The 13,379-nt window shown below is 35.0% G+C and carries 15 protein-coding genes; 9 read left to right on the forward strand and 6 right to left on the reverse strand.

Annotated elements, in window-relative coordinates:
- The first annotated feature begins 13 nt into the window (after nt 1-13).
- Nucleotides 14-607, forward strand: a complete 594-nt coding sequence (locus tag MWU65_RS06105) for a Crp/Fnr family transcriptional regulator (RefSeq protein WP_247076298.1) — start codon at nt 14-16, stop codon at nt 605-607.
- Here the strand turns inward: MWU65_RS06105 and MWU65_RS06110 are convergent.
- From MWU65_RS06110 to MWU65_RS06130, 5 genes are read right to left on the reverse strand one after another with little or no spacing between them, the layout of a single operon-like run.
- A complete protein-coding gene (locus tag MWU65_RS06110; protein ID WP_247076299.1) occupies nt 604-1,179 on the reverse strand; it encodes a TMEM175 family protein in 576 nt (191 codons plus the stop codon). The genes MWU65_RS06105 and MWU65_RS06110 overlap by 4 nt on opposite strands.
- Nucleotides 1,180-1,183: 4 nt before the next feature.
- Entirely contained in the window at nt 1,184-2,074 is an 891-nt protein-coding gene (locus MWU65_RS06115; protein ID WP_247076300.1) for a pirin family protein, read from the reverse strand.
- A 33-nt stretch (nt 2,075-2,107) separates the two neighbouring features.
- Nucleotides 2,108-2,821, reverse strand: coding sequence for a pirin family protein (locus MWU65_RS06120; RefSeq protein ID WP_247076301.1), 714 nt, complete (start codon nt 2,819-2,821; stop codon nt 2,108-2,110).
- 11 nt (nt 2,822-2,832) lie between these two features.
- On the reverse strand, nt 2,833-3,711 hold the full coding sequence (locus MWU65_RS06125) for a pirin family protein (RefSeq protein WP_247076302.1): 879 nt from the start codon (nt 3,709-3,711) through the stop codon (nt 2,833-2,835).
- Nucleotides 3,711-4,007, reverse strand: coding sequence for a GNAT family N-acetyltransferase (locus MWU65_RS06130; protein ID WP_247076303.1), 297 nt, complete (start codon nt 4,005-4,007; stop codon nt 3,711-3,713). The genes MWU65_RS06125 and MWU65_RS06130 overlap by 1 nt, the downstream gene beginning before the upstream one ends.
- Nucleotides 4,008-4,160: 153 nt before the next feature.
- Between MWU65_RS06130 and MWU65_RS06135 the strand changes: the two genes are divergently transcribed.
- Nucleotides 4,161-5,099, forward strand: coding sequence for an EamA family transporter (locus tag MWU65_RS06135; protein WP_247076304.1), 939 nt, complete (start codon nt 4,161-4,163; stop codon nt 5,097-5,099).
- Nucleotides 5,100-5,195: 96 nt separating this feature from the next.
- Nucleotides 5,196-6,758, forward strand: a complete 1,563-nt coding sequence (locus MWU65_RS06140; RefSeq protein ID WP_247076305.1) for a DEAD/DEAH box helicase family protein — start codon at nt 5,196-5,198, stop codon at nt 6,756-6,758.
- A gap of 84 nt (nt 6,759-6,842) precedes the next feature.
- Here MWU65_RS06140 and rlmF read toward each other — a convergent pair whose 3' ends face one another.
- The gene (gene rlmF / locus MWU65_RS06145) at nt 6,843-7,697 is read right to left on the reverse strand and encodes a 23S rRNA (adenine(1618)-N(6))-methyltransferase RlmF (RefSeq protein WP_247076306.1); all 855 of its coding nucleotides are present in this window, start codon (nt 7,695-7,697) and stop codon (nt 6,843-6,845) included.
- Between the two features lie 91 nt (nt 7,698-7,788).
- On the opposite strand from rlmF, the gene MWU65_RS06150 reads away from it, so the two are divergent.
- The 6 genes from MWU65_RS06150 to MWU65_RS06175 all read left to right on the forward strand — a co-directional run bounded on the left by MWU65_RS06150 (nt 7,789) and on the right by MWU65_RS06175 (nt 13,353).
- Entirely contained in the window at nt 7,789-7,980 is a 192-nt protein-coding gene (locus tag MWU65_RS06150; protein WP_247076307.1) for a cold-shock protein, read from the forward strand.
- A gap of 101 nt (nt 7,981-8,081) precedes the next feature.
- Complete coding sequence (locus tag MWU65_RS06155; RefSeq protein ID WP_247076308.1) at nt 8,082-9,419, forward strand: DEAD/DEAH box helicase; 1,338 nt, start codon at nt 8,082-8,084, stop codon at nt 9,417-9,419.
- A 15-nt stretch (nt 9,420-9,434) separates the two neighbouring features.
- A complete protein-coding gene (locus tag MWU65_RS06160) occupies nt 9,435-10,745 on the forward strand; it encodes a DEAD/DEAH box helicase (protein WP_247076309.1) in 1,311 nt (436 codons plus the stop codon).
- A 1-nt stretch (nt 10,746) separates the two neighbouring features.
- Nucleotides 10,747-12,297, forward strand: a complete 1,551-nt coding sequence (locus MWU65_RS06165) for an SDR family oxidoreductase (protein ID WP_247076310.1) — start codon at nt 10,747-10,749, stop codon at nt 12,295-12,297.
- A 148-nt stretch (nt 12,298-12,445) separates the two neighbouring features.
- Nucleotides 12,446-12,730 carry a redoxin domain-containing protein gene (locus MWU65_RS17795; protein ID WP_348646025.1) on the forward strand — a complete coding sequence of 95 codons (285 nt, stop codon included), beginning with the start codon at nt 12,446-12,448 and terminating at the stop codon, nt 12,728-12,730.
- Between the two features lie 431 nt (nt 12,731-13,161).
- Nucleotides 13,162-13,353, forward strand: a complete 192-nt coding sequence (locus tag MWU65_RS06175; RefSeq protein ID WP_247076311.1) for a cold shock domain-containing protein — start codon at nt 13,162-13,164, stop codon at nt 13,351-13,353.
- Nucleotides 13,354-13,379: the final 26 nt, after the last annotated feature.

A 13,379-nucleotide genomic window follows, 5' to 3' on the forward strand; every position in this document is an offset into this window, starting at 1 on the left:
GTATCTTTGAGTTATGCTGCAAAATTTCAAAACATATCTAATTGACAATATGGGGGTTGATGAGGCTGCTTATCAGCAAATACACCCATCTATTAAATCAATTTCTGTAAACAAAAATCAACAATTGTTGCAAGCAGGGGATATTTGTAAATATACATTTTTTGTTGAAAAAGGGATATTGCGATTGTTTGGTTTGGATGAAGCCGGAAAAGAAAACATACTACAATTTGGAACGGAAAACTGGCTCGTAAGTGATCGTGATAGTGTTTATTTTAAAGAACCATCAAACTATTATATTGACGCTTTAGAAGATGCTGTGGTGGTTCTGTTGGATGAAGAATTTATTGAATCACTAGCTAGGGTAACACCGTCCTTTCGGAAAAAGAATGAAAAATTATTACACAATCATATTCGACATTTAAACAAAAGGATCCATTTGCTTTTAGGGGCTTCTGCAAAAAAACGGTATTTAGAGTTTATAAAAATGTATCCTGATGTGATGTTGCGTGTACCACAATGGATGATTGCTTCCTATCTTGGAATTACCCCAGAGAGCTTAAGCCGTATCCGAAAGGATCTGGCCAAGGAAAATTTTGCGCCCTATTAATTAGTTATTGCAGATTCTATTTTTTTACTGGGAATCAACCATAAGATGGCAACAAGAGCAAAACAGCCAATTGCAATCCAAGTATTAACGTACGCAAGAGGCAAGGAGGCTAAATATATCAATATAGAGGCATATTCCTTCAGGCCATTTTTTGTTATTTTTCGCAATGGAAAGTTTTCATCGTGGTTTTTGATAAGACAAACTTCTAAAATAGCATAGGCAATGGCGCTTCCTAAAAGGACAGTCCCATATAGCGCTACAGGTAAGGCTGACTCATAGTTTTCACCTACCCAGCTGGTTGCAAATGGCACCAATGACAACCAAAACAACAAATGTAAATTTGCCCATAAAATAGTCCCATTTACCTTTTGCGTAACCTGTAGTAAGTGGTGGTGATTGTTCCAGTAAATTCCAATATAAATAAAACTCAACAAATAACTTACAAACACAGGAGCAACAGATAATAACCCTTCTAGGGTCGTTTCTTCGGGAGCTCCCATTTCTAAGACCATAATGGTAATTACAATGGCTAATACACCGTCACTAAAAGCTTCTAATCTTCCTGTTTTCATACTATTAGTTTTTTTTTGTTGGTTTTACTTCTGGTAAAGGAACAAAATCTGTTTCTCCAGGTACTTTTGGAAATTTTTGATTTTTCCAATCTGTTTTTGCTTGTTCTATTTTTTCTTTGCTTGAGGAAACAAAGTTCCAATGGATAAAACGTTCTTCAGGAAAAGGATCGCCTCCAAAAATATATACGGTAGTGTTTTTATTCATTTCAAAGGCGCATAAATTGCTTTCCTTGGCAACCAAAATTTGTTTAGGTCCATAACTGTGTCCATCATTGGTAATACTTCCTTCTAAGATATACAAAGCACTTTCTCCAAACAAATGTTGGCTTATATCCATAGATTGTTTGTGTGTACTTTTTAATTCTATAAAAAATAAATTACTGTGCACAGGTACGGGTGATTGTTTTCCAAAGGCTTCACCAGCAATTAGTTTAATAGATACGCCATGTTCCTTCCAATGTGGAAGGTTTTCCTTGTTGATATGAAAAAAACTGGGCGTTATAGCCTCTAGTTCTTTGGGTAATGCAATCCATATTTGAAGTCCGTGTATGGTTTTATTTTTATTCCTCAAATAAACAGGTGTGCGTTCAGAATGTACCACCCCTTTGCCTGCGGTCATCCAATTTACAGCGCCAGGTTTTATTTCCATTTCAGTGCCCAAACTATCTCTATGCATTATGCTACCCTCAAATAAAAAGGTTAGGGTAGATAAGCCGATATGTGGATGGGGAGGAACATCTAAATTTTCAGTTTCGTTTAAAGTGGCTGGGCCCATATGATCAATAAAAACAAAAGGACCTACAGCCCTTTTTTGCCGAAATGGCAATAGACGACCCACCATAAAGTTGCCAATACTAGCAGCCCGTTCTTCAATTATTAATAGGGTATTGGACATTTGTTTAAAGTTTAAGTTATACCATCTAATTTACTAAAATTCCATTGGAACTTCCATAAGTAAAATTTCACTGTCTGCACTTGCTTTTAAAGAAATGCTATCTGTTTCCCAAATACCAAAACCATCGCGCTTATTTAATTTTTGACCTTCAATTTCAATAGAGCCCTCCAGAATGAAGGCATATATTCCATTCCCTTTTTTATGTAGCGAATAGTTGGTTACAGTTTTACTTGTAAATTCTCCCAAATGAAACCAAGCATCTTGATAAATCCAAACGCCGACATCATTCTTGTTGGGTGATAAAATTTGGTACAATTGGTTTTCTTTATACAATTCTACCATTGAAATTTGACCGTAGCGCGGTGTTACATTTTCTGTATTAGGAACTACCCAAATCTGTAAAAACTGTACTTCCTGATCCCTGTTTTTATTATATTCACTATGGGTTACTCCCGTACCAGCACTCATAACTTGTATATCACCTTCTTTAATAATAGTAGCGTTTCCCATATCATCTTGGTGCTGTAAATCGCCTTTTAGTGGAATAGAAATTATTTCCATATTGCGATGTGGGTGTGCGCCAAATCCTCTGCCTTCACTTACGGTATCATCATTTAATACGCGTAATGCACCAAAATGCATACGCTCTGGATCATAATAATTAGCGAAGCTAAAAGAATGGAAAGAGTTTAACCAACCGTGATTTGCTTGTCCTCTTGTGTTTGCTTTATGTAGTATTGTTTTCATAGTTCTATTTTTTAATCTTCTAAATAGCCAAATTTCCCCATATTAAAATCGTTTATGGCTTGTACTAATTCCTCTCTTGTATTCATCACAAAAGGCCCTTGTGCCGCAATAGGTTCGTTTATTGGTTCTCCACTTAGCACTAAAACTGTGGAATTTTCAATGGCTTTAATTGTAAATTCTTCGCCTTTATTTTCTAGTAAAACCAAATGATCTGTAGGTACTTTTTCATGGTCATTTACAAGGATGCTCCCTTCTATTACGAGAAGAGCCGTATTGTATTCAGCAGGAAACGAAAAATGGGCAGTTTTGTCCTTTCCAAGTTTTACATTGTACATGTGTAAGGGTGTAAATGTACTCGCAGATCCAGCGGTACCTTTATAGTTTCCGGCTATAACTTCAACAACCCCTGCTTCATCATCTAGGGTGTGTTTGTTAATTTGTTCCTTAGAGAAACCTTGGTATTTGGGGCTACTCATTTTGTCTTTGGCGGGTAGATTAACCCACAATTGTACCATTTGAAAATCTCCTCCTGCTTTACTAAATTCTTCTTCATGATATTCTTTATGCAATACCCCAGATGCAGCTGTCATCCATTGAACACCGCCTTCACCAATTACCCCGCCACCGCCACTACTGTCGTGGTGAGCTACTTTGCCTTTGTAGGCAACTGTTACGGTTTCAAAACCTCTATGAGGGTGGACACCTACACCTTTGGGTTCTTCTGACGGAGGGAAATAAAATTTGGAATTATAGTCCAACATTATAAAAGGACTCATACGTTCCATATCTAACCGAAACCCACTGGGTATAAAATTGTGTACTCGAAATCCGTCTCCAACAAAATGTGGCGCTCTTGGTGCCGCTACCAATTCAACTTTTTTTGTACTCATTACTTTAAATTTTTATTGTGAAAAATTGAGTTTTCCTGATATTGAGGATGTTTATCTATATAGGCCTTTATAAAAGGACAATAGGGTTTAACATTTAAGTGGTTGTCTAAGGCATAGTCCAATACAGCTTTGGCCATAAAAGAACCAATCCCTTTTCCGGAAAGTTCTTTGGGAACCTCTGTGTGCGTATAAGAAATAATGCTACCTGCAAGTTTATACTCAGCAAAAGCAATGAATCCATTGCTATGCACTTCAAACCTTTTTTTATCAGTGTTATTATAAATTTTATAATCCATAAGGCTTCTGTTTTTAACAAAGATAAATTACAAAAATGCAGTGCGCATTGATGTATGATAAGAAAGCTAAAAATAGAAGCTCCTATAATTTATAGTTTCTATAACAGAAAGTTATCCGTATTTTTGCCCCAGTATAAAATTGGAAATAGTTTCATGGGTAAATCTTCAAATACAACACTGGTTGTACTCGCTTTTTTTTCTATTTATGTAATATGGGGATCTACCTATTTATTAAATAAAATTGCGGTAGCAGAACTACCACCATTTATGTTAGCTTCAATACGTTTTATTACCGCAGGGGTTTTAATATTTTGTATATGTAAGGTGATGAAACTAAGTATAGCAATTACTAAAAAACAGTTGATTAATACTATAATAGCGGGTTTTCTATTCCTTGCTTTTGGCAATGGCGTAGTGGTATGGGCGTTAAAGTATGTGGATAGTGGTTTTGCAGCATTAGAGATATCAGCTCAACCTTTGGTTGTATTATTGTTAATGCTTATTCTCCAAGGAAAAAAAATACAACCCATGTCTATCGTAGGAGTTATCTTAGGAGTCATTGGAATTTATTTGTTGGTGAGTCAAAAGGAAATTGTAAGTCAGGAAAATTCTATTCTAGGAATGGTTATGATATTTGTGTGTATGATTAGTTGGGGTTATGGCAGTTTATTTGTCTCAAAGGCCGATTTACCATCCAACTATTTTGTGAATACGGGGTATCAAATGATTAGTGGGGGCCTTTTGCTTCTAATAGCTAGTATGCTCTTTGGAGAGTCGTGGTCTTCACCTGCTGTATGGAGTAGTGGGGTACAAATTTCAATGGTTTTATTAATTGTTTTTGGGAGTATTATTGCTTTTACTTCTTTTAATTATTTATTAAAAATTGTGTCACCAGAAAAAGTTGCCACCTCTACCTATGTCAATCCTATTATAGCCTTGGTTTTAGGTTGGTACTTCTTAGAAGAGCAGATCACCTTACAGTCTGTAATTGCTGCCGGTATTCTTTTAACGGGTGTTTATTTTATAAATACCAAGAAAAAAATGGTGATTTTTTCTAGATTTTCAAGTAAAATTGGACAAAAGTCATCATAAATAAGATGAATGTTGAAATTTTAAAAATAATTACAGTTTTTTATTATTTATACGTTTAAAATCTAGTAAAGGCCTTATTTTTGCAGCCTACAAGAAATGGATATTATGATGAAGGTTGCTTTCGAATTACAAGAAAAAAAGACGGATAAAGAGCTTTATAGTTATCAAAAAGGGGCTTTAAATGAAATTTTCGAACGATTTGAAACTGCTCCAGACGACCATCACTTATTGTATCAATTACCAACCGGAGGTGGAAAAACTGTTATTTTTTCTGAGATAGTAAGACAGTATCTTAAACACCATCAAAAAAAGGTGCTTATTATGACGCACCGAGTAGAACTTTGTAATCAGACGTCTAAAATGCTTACCAGCTTTGGAGTCATTAGCAAAGTTATCAATAGTACCGCTAATTTAGATGACCAGGAACGCTACAGTTGTTTTGTGGCTATGGTAGAAACCTTAAACAATCGTTTGAATGACGATATGTTGGATATTTCGGATATTGGATTGGTTATTATTGATGAAGCACACTACAACTCCTTTACAAAACTTTTTAAATTCTTTGATAAATCCTTCGTATTAGGGGTTACAGCTACTCCCTTGAGTTCTAACAAGAACTTACCAATGAAAGATAATTACGACGAATTAATTGCTGGTGAAAGTATTGGTTCCCTTATTGAAAACGAATTTTTAGCTCGTGCAGAAGTGTACCAATACAATATGGGATTAACATCCTTAGAAATTGGGTCTAATGGGGATTATACGGTAAAATCTTCCGAAGATTTATATTCTAGTTCTGCTATGCTAGATAAATTATTGGAAGCTTATAAAATGAATTCTTTACACAAAAAGACTTTAATTTTCAATAATGGTATTAATACCTCTATTCAGGTATATCATACGTTTAAGGATGCTGGTTTTTCAGTAATGCACTTGGATAATACAGCGACCAAGAAGCAACGAAAACAAATATTAAAATGGTTTAAAGAAACGCCAGACGCTATATTGACATCTGTTAGTATTTTAACTACTGGTTTTGATGAGCCAACCATAGACACTATTATATTAAACAGAGCAACAAAGTCCTTAACCTTGTATTATCAAATGATAGGGCGTGGGTCTCGTATTTTAAATAACAAATCTAAATTTACAGTAATAGATTTAGGGAATAACTATCATAGGTTTGGACCTTGGGGAGCAGATTTAGATTGGCAAACCATCTTTAGTAACCCTAATTTCTATATGGATCGTTTACAGAACGACGAAGATATAGAAAGTACCTTTAGGCATGAGATGCCAGAAGAACTCCGTAAAGAGTTTGAAAAATCTGAAGAAGTTTATTTTGACATTAAAGCAACCTATACCGATGCAGTTTCTGGTGGAGAATCATCAAAGGTTGTTTTGGAACGCTCCATTGAGCAACATGCTAAAATATGTATCGAAAATAGTGAAGATGTTTATGATGCCTTAGCATTGGCTAAACTGTTAGATGATGATATTGATCACCGTATTCAAATGTATGCCAAGTGTATTAGCAGAAGTACCTTTAATTTTCTAAGTTGGTTAAAGGACGATTATAAAAAGAGGCTGATGACGTATTTGCGTGAAAATTTTGACGAAGATTTTGAAAAAATCCACGGGTACCCACCAGAAGAGTAAAATAAATAGATTTACGTTATATAAAAGTACTTAGAAGCACATAACTGTTTTTAGGTACTTTTTTCTTTTCAGGGAATAGGTTGTTTAAAATTTCCAAACAAGAATTCTACTTTTTTTATGGCCTTGTGCCATTGGGACTGTAAAATAGGTCGCTTTTAATTTTGTGAGTTGTTTTTCTAGTTTCGGAAGATGTTCACTCTTAGATACCAAACTCGTAAAATAGTGAACCCTATTTTTAAAGGATACGCTTTCCTTGATCATCCGTTTTAAAAACAAGGCTTCCCCTCCATTGCACCAAAGTTCATTAGCCATTCCTCCAAAATTAAGTTCCCTATTTATAGGAATACCTAAGTTTTTCAATTTACGTATTGTTCCTTTGTTCGCTTCTGCTTCGGATGCGTGAAAAGGAGGGTTGCACATTGTAAAACTAAAATATTCATCAGTTCTGATAATCCCTTCAAAAATGTTTGCCTTATCTCCCTGCTGTCTAATATCAATTTCAGTTTTTAACTTAACATTGTTGCTTACATTTTGTTTTGCTGAAGCTACAGCTTGGGTATCAATATCGCAACCTACCATTTTCCAATTGTAGATCTGACTGCCTAAAATTGGGTAAATACAATTTGCACCTACGCCAATATCTAAGCCTTTTATGGGTTTCTCTAATTGGCCTTCCTTTAAAATATCAGCGATATGATGAATATAATCTGCGCGTCCAGGAATAGGCGGACAAAGATATCCCTTGGGGATACTCCATAAATCTACCTTGTAATACCACTTTAATAGCGCTCTATTTAGTTCTAATACCGCTTGTTGATTGGAAAAATCTAGGGTAGAGGTATTGTGATTGTTTACAAATACAAAGTTCTTCAGTAGTGGGTTGGCACTACAGAGTTCCTTAAAAGGATATGGATTGTTATGTATGTTTCTAATATGCAATACACTAATTTATTGCAAATGTAAGTGGATAAATAATTACTGGCATCATATTTGAATAGTATCTAATAATTAATAAATTAAATAGATTACAATGAGTAAAGGAACAGTTAAATTTTTCAATGATGCCAAAGGTTTTGGTTTTATCAAAGAAGAAGGTTCAAACAAGGACATTTTTGTACACATTTCTGGATTAGTAGATGAAATTCGTGAAGACGATGAAGTTGAATTTAATCTTGAAGAAGGCAAAAAAGGTTTAAATGCAGTAAACGTAAAAGTTTTATAACATATACGAGTACCAATTTGTAAAAAGGGGGATCTAAAAGATCCCCCTTTTTTTATGCTTTGTAGCAAAAAATAGTAACTATCTTTGCGCAAAATTAAATTATGTCAAAACATTTTTCTAAGCTAGGTGTTAGTTCTCAGCTACAAAAAAGCTTAGCCGATTTAGAAATTACGACGCCAACAGAAATTCAGGTAAAATCTATACCTGTTTTATTAGAATCTAATAAGGATTTTGTTGGGCTTGCCAAAACGGGAACAGGAAAAACTGCTGCTTTTGGTTTGCCGTTAATTCAACTTATAGATACTGATAATGATTCTATACAAGCGGTTATAGTGGTGCCTACAAGAGAATTAGGGCAACAGATTTATGCCAACTTAGTTTCCTTTTGTAAGTATGTGCCGCAAGTTTCTATAGCGTCTGTCTGCGGAGGAACTCCTATAAAACCACAAATAGAACGCTTAACCGAAAAGACTCATATAGTAATTGCAACCCCTGGTCGTTTAATCGATTTGTTAAAACGAAACGCAATAAGCATCAAAAATGCAAAGTATTTGGTTTTAGATGAAGCCGATGAAATGGTGACTTCACTGAAAGAGGGATTGGATGTTATTGTGGCCGCCTTGCCTAAAGAAAAAAGAACCATTTTATTTACGGCAACCATGCCCGGTACCATAAAACAATTGGTGCAAAATTACTTGTCTAAGCACGTAGTTCATGTTAGTGTAAATATGGAGGTGGTTGGTAATACCGCCATAGATCACCAATATGTGGTGGTAGAACCTATTGAAAAGTTAGAAGTGTTAATGCATTTCTTGAATTCAAAAGAAGGGCAGAGTGGTATTATTTTTTGCAAAACAAAGGCTGCCGTTAATAAATTAGCCAAAAATTTAGCGATTCATAAATTCCCTTCAGGAGCTTTGCACGGTAGTTTAACGCAACCTATAAGAGACCGAATTATGGGTCAGTTTAGAGAAGGCCATATAAAAATATTGGTAGCTACAGATTTAGCAGCTCGTGGTTTAGATGTTAAAGAAATATCGTATGTTGTAAATTACCATTTGCCAGATGTTTATGAGACCTATGTTCATAGAAGTGGGCGTACTGCTAGAGCAGGGGCAAGCGGATTTTCGTTAACCGTATTGCAAAAAGAAGAAGAAAAAGATATTCCTGAATTTGAAAAGGAACTTGGTCTAACTTTTACCAAGTTTAAAAAAGCAGATGCAGCGAGTATAGAAGAAAATAATAGTTTGCTTTGGGCTAAGAAAATTTTTAAAACAAAACCCAATCATACCATTCCCTCAGCATTCAGAGAAAAAATACACACTGTATTTCATCATTTAACCAAGGAAGAATTAATTGATAAATTACTAGCACATCATTTGGGACAAACTAAAAATATAGGTTCTAATTCAACAGAAGATAATAAAATCACGCTTTAATAGCACAAAACGAGTATGGCAAATACAATTAAGAATAGGGCAGATATTTTACAAAAGTTGAATATTCAGCAGTTAAATCCTATGCAAGAAGAAGCCTTGTCTGTTATAGAAAACACAACCAATACGGTATTGTTATCACCAACAGGAACTGGGAAAACACTTGCATTTTTGTTGCCCTTAATAGATAGGTTAGATCCCGAACTTGAAGAAATCCAAGCTTTAATTTTGGTACCATCAAGAGAACTAGCTATACAAATAGAACAAGTAATACGCTCTATGGGTTCTGGGTACAAAGTAAATGCGGTTTATGGTGGTAGAGCAATGTCTAAAGACAAAATTGAGTTAAAACATACGCCAGCTATACTTATAGGAACACCTGGCAGAATTGCAGATCATTTTGACAATGAACGATTTTCTACTGACTTTATTAAAACCCTTGTTTTAGATGAATTTGATAAATCCTTAGAAACCGGTTTTGAGGAAGAGATGAAATATATTATTAGTTTATTACCTAGTTTAAATAAACGTATCTTAACCTCTGCAACTCAAGGGGTTTCTATTCCAAGTTTTGTGCGTTTAGATAAGGCGAAAACCATAAATTACCTCAAAGAAATATCGTACAAGTTAACCACTAAAATTGTGGTATCACCCTCTAAAGATAAGCTGGGAACACTTTTGCAGTTGTTAAATCAGATTGGAAATAACCCAGGCATTATTTTTTGTAATTTAAGAGATAGTATAAAAGGGGTTAGTACTTTTTTGGATAAAAATAATATTACACATGGTTGTTTTCATGGCGATATGGAGCAGAAAGATCGGGAACGGGCGTTGCTTAAGTTTAGAAACGGAACCTATGATGTAATTGTAGCTACAGATTTAGCGGCTCGTGGTATAGATATTCCAGAAATGAAGTATATAATTCACTATGAACTTCCGTTTAAAAATGAAGAATTTATACATCGAAACGGAAGAACGGCCCGGGTAAACTCTAAAGGTACAGCGTACATACTAAAATGGGACAAAGAAAATTTACCTGATTTTATTAAAAATGTAGGGGTTCAAAAATTAACAAAAACCAATACAAGAAAGGCGCCGTATTGGACGACTTTGTTTATTTCGGGAGGTAGAAAAGATAAAATTTCAAAGGGAGATATTGCAGGTTTATTTTTTAAACAAGGAAAAATCAGCAAAGATCAATTGGGGGTTATAGAGTTAAAACAAGACTGTACTTTTGTATCTGTACCAATGGCAATAGCACCAAAACTAGTTGAAGAATTAAATAATACAAGGTTAAAGAAAAAGAAGGTTAGAATTAGCATTATATAGGATGAGTGAAGAACAAAATAATGCGGTGCAAGCATTAAGTACAGAAGAGATTGAAAGGTGTATTTCTGTACTCGAATATTTGGTTGAAAATACGGATGAAATTTTTGAGATTCCTAAAGGCAAAAGAACGGCCTTAATAAAGGCAGCAGGTTTATTTTCTAGACCCAGTAGGGAGGAATTTTCACGTAGAAAAAAGGATGCTAAAAAAGCACAAAAACGGAAACAAGATGCACGAGATAGAAACGCCCGCAAAGTGACAGGTATTCGTAGTGCACGTGAAGCGGTAGTTTTTGTCGCCCCCAAATTATTACCACAAGCCGATCTGTCTAATAGAGAAGAACAAGAGTTGCAATCCCCTAGAAACTGTTATGTTTGTAAGGAGATGTTTAGCAAACTACATCATTTTTATGATACCATGTGTAGCAGTTGTGGTGATTTTAATTACGCAAAACGATTTCAAACTACCGATTTAAAGGGGCAAACAGCAGTTATTACAGGATCCCGTTTAAAAATAGGCTATCATATTACTTTAATGTTGTTGCGAGCAGGGGCAACCGTAGTGGCCACCACAAGGTTCCCTATAGATTCTGCTTTGCGTTTTTCAAAGGAAGATGATTTTACGCAATGGGGTCACCGACTAAAAATTCACGGTCTAGATCTAAGGCACATACCCAGTGTGGAAATTTTCTGTAATTTTATAGAACAGAAGTACGAGAATTTAGATATTTTAATAAATAATGCAGCACAAACTGTACGTAGGCCAGCAGGTTTTTATACGCATTTAATGGCTAATGAAGATCGGCCTATTGCTGATCTACCCAAGTATGCGGCAGATCTTTTGCAAGATCACGTGGGTTGTATGCAAGAGCTTAAAACATTGACAACTGGAGCATCGCCCAATAAAAATATGCCGGTAACCTGGCATGGACCAGAACCTGGAATAGGGATAAGAGCTTCTGCAAAATTGTCTCAAATTCCGTATAGCTTTGATAACTCATTAAAAGCAGCGGAAGTTTTCCCAGAAGGTGAATTAGATGCAGATTTACAGCAAGTAGATTTACGTAAAACCAATAGCTGGCGCTTAAGGCTGGGTGAAATTGAAACTACCGAAATGATCGAAGTTCAATTGGTGAACTCTGTTGCCCCCTTTGTATTGTGCAATCGGCTTTCGGAAGTAATGAAGAAAGAAAATACAGGTAAAAAGCACATTATCAATGTATCTGCTATGGAAGGTAAATTCCATAGATTCTTTAAAGAAGATCGCCATCCACATACCAATATGGCGAAGGCCGCCTTAAATATGCTTACGCATACAGCTGCGGGTAGTTTAGCAAAAGATGGTATTTATATCAATGCCGTTGATACAGGATGGGTAACAGATGAAGACCCCGCAGAATTATCTAAAAAGAAAGTAGAGTTGCATGATTTTCAACCGCCTTTAGATATTGTAGACGGAGCGGCAAGGGTGATGGATCCTTTAATTGACGGGATAAATACAGGGAAACATTGGAGTGGTAAATTCTTAAAGGATTACAGACCCATTGACTGGTAAATAGGTAAAAAAGGAGTATTCCTAAAGTGTGTTAAAGTTCTGTTAGGTTTAGTTAAACAGGGTGATACAGTGCTTGGTTTTCATTAAGTTTAAGTACAATTTGAAAATCAAATTGTTAATTCTATTAGTAATAAAACGATAGTTAATTATGATAAAACCAAGAGAAAAAGCACCCGATTTAAATATTCAATTAGTAAATGATACAAGTTGGAAATTAAGTGAGCAATCACCCAAAAATTTCACAATGATCCTTTTTTTTAGAGGTAAGCATTGCCCAGTTTGTAAAAAGCAATTAGAAGATCTACAGGCTACTATTACTAAATTTACAGAGCGTGGTGTTAATGTTATAGCAGTTAGTTCTGATACAGAAGAAGTCGCTAAAGAAACGTTTAAGGAATGGGCTATAAAAGATATTCCATTAGGTTATGGTTAACCAATAGACGAGGCTAGAAAATGGGGTTTATTTATTTCCAAAGGAATAAAACAAGAACCAGAATATTTTACAGAGCCCGGATTATTCCTTTTAGCTGCAGATGCAACCGTATATTGGGAGTCAATTCAATCTATGCCTTTTGGCCGACCAGAATTTCCCGCTGTTTTAGGAGGAATAGATTATATTTTAAAAGCAGATTATCCTGCAAGGGGAGAGGCTTAGTTTATTTTGAAGCTACAATTAAATTAGCCTTATACTTAATTGGTTCATTTGTAAAAGATTTAAGGCTAATAAATTTACAATGTAGAACATGAATATTGTTTCTATATTAACTTTAAGTTAACTGATTTTAAGTTATTTAAATTAATTTTGGTACACTGGTGGTTTCGTTGTATATTTGCAACTTATTAAATTATTTAAATTACATTACAATGAGTAAAGGAACAGTAAAATTCTTCAACGATTCTAAAGGATTTGGATTTATCACTGAAGAAGGTTCGGAAAAAGACCATTTTGTACACATTTCTGGATTAATTGACGAAGTTCGCGAAGGTGACGAAGTTGAATTTGATCTTACAGAAGGCAAAAAAGGTTTAAACGCAGTAAACGTAAAAGTTATATAACATATACGCTAAAGCTTTGTACCAAG

The organism is Cellulophaga sp. F20128 (genome assembly GCF_023015805.1).
Taxonomy (GTDB): domain Bacteria; phylum Bacteroidota; class Bacteroidia; order Flavobacteriales; family Flavobacteriaceae; genus Cellulophaga.

What these genes read in the sequence shown, in the direction of transcription:
- MWU65_RS06165 (WP_247076310.1), top strand. Translation starts at nt 10,747, where the DNA reads ATGAGTGAAGAACAAAATAATGCGGTGCAAGCATTAAGTACAGAAGAG.
- MWU65_RS06160 (WP_247076309.1), top strand. Translation starts at nt 9,435, where the DNA reads ATGGCAAATACAATTAAGAATAGGGCAGATATTTTACAAAAGTTGAAT.
- MWU65_RS06130 (WP_247076303.1), bottom strand. Translation starts at nt 4,007, where the DNA reads ATGGATTATAAAATTTATAATAACACTGATAAAAAAAGGTTTGAAGTG.
- MWU65_RS06135 (WP_247076304.1), top strand. Translation starts at nt 4,161, where the DNA reads ATGGGTAAATCTTCAAATACAACACTGGTTGTACTCGCTTTTTTTTCT.
- MWU65_RS06105 (WP_247076298.1), top strand. Translation starts at nt 14, where the DNA reads ATGCTGCAAAATTTCAAAACATATCTAATTGACAATATGGGGGTTGAT.
- MWU65_RS06125 (WP_247076302.1), bottom strand. Translation starts at nt 3,711, where the DNA reads ATGAGTACAAAAAAAGTTGAATTGGTAGCGGCACCAAGAGCGCCACAT.
- MWU65_RS06175 (WP_247076311.1), top strand. Translation starts at nt 13,162, where the DNA reads ATGAGTAAAGGAACAGTAAAATTCTTCAACGATTCTAAAGGATTTGGA.
- MWU65_RS06140 (WP_247076305.1), top strand. Translation starts at nt 5,196, where the DNA reads ATGGATATTATGATGAAGGTTGCTTTCGAATTACAAGAAAAAAAGACG.
- MWU65_RS06115 (WP_247076300.1), bottom strand. Translation starts at nt 2,074, where the DNA reads ATGTCCAATACCCTATTAATAATTGAAGAACGGGCTGCTAGTATTGGC.
- MWU65_RS06150 (WP_247076307.1), top strand. Translation starts at nt 7,789, where the DNA reads ATGAGTAAAGGAACAGTTAAATTTTTCAATGATGCCAAAGGTTTTGGT.
- MWU65_RS06120 (WP_247076301.1), bottom strand. Translation starts at nt 2,821, where the DNA reads ATGAAAACAATACTACATAAAGCAAACACAAGAGGACAAGCAAATCAC.
- MWU65_RS06155 (WP_247076308.1), top strand. Translation starts at nt 8,082, where the DNA reads ATGTCAAAACATTTTTCTAAGCTAGGTGTTAGTTCTCAGCTACAAAAA.
- MWU65_RS17795 (WP_348646025.1), top strand. Translation starts at nt 12,446, where the DNA reads ATGATAAAACCAAGAGAAAAAGCACCCGATTTAAATATTCAATTAGTA.
- MWU65_RS06110 (WP_247076299.1), bottom strand. Translation starts at nt 1,179, where the DNA reads ATGAAAACAGGAAGATTAGAAGCTTTTAGTGACGGTGTATTAGCCATT.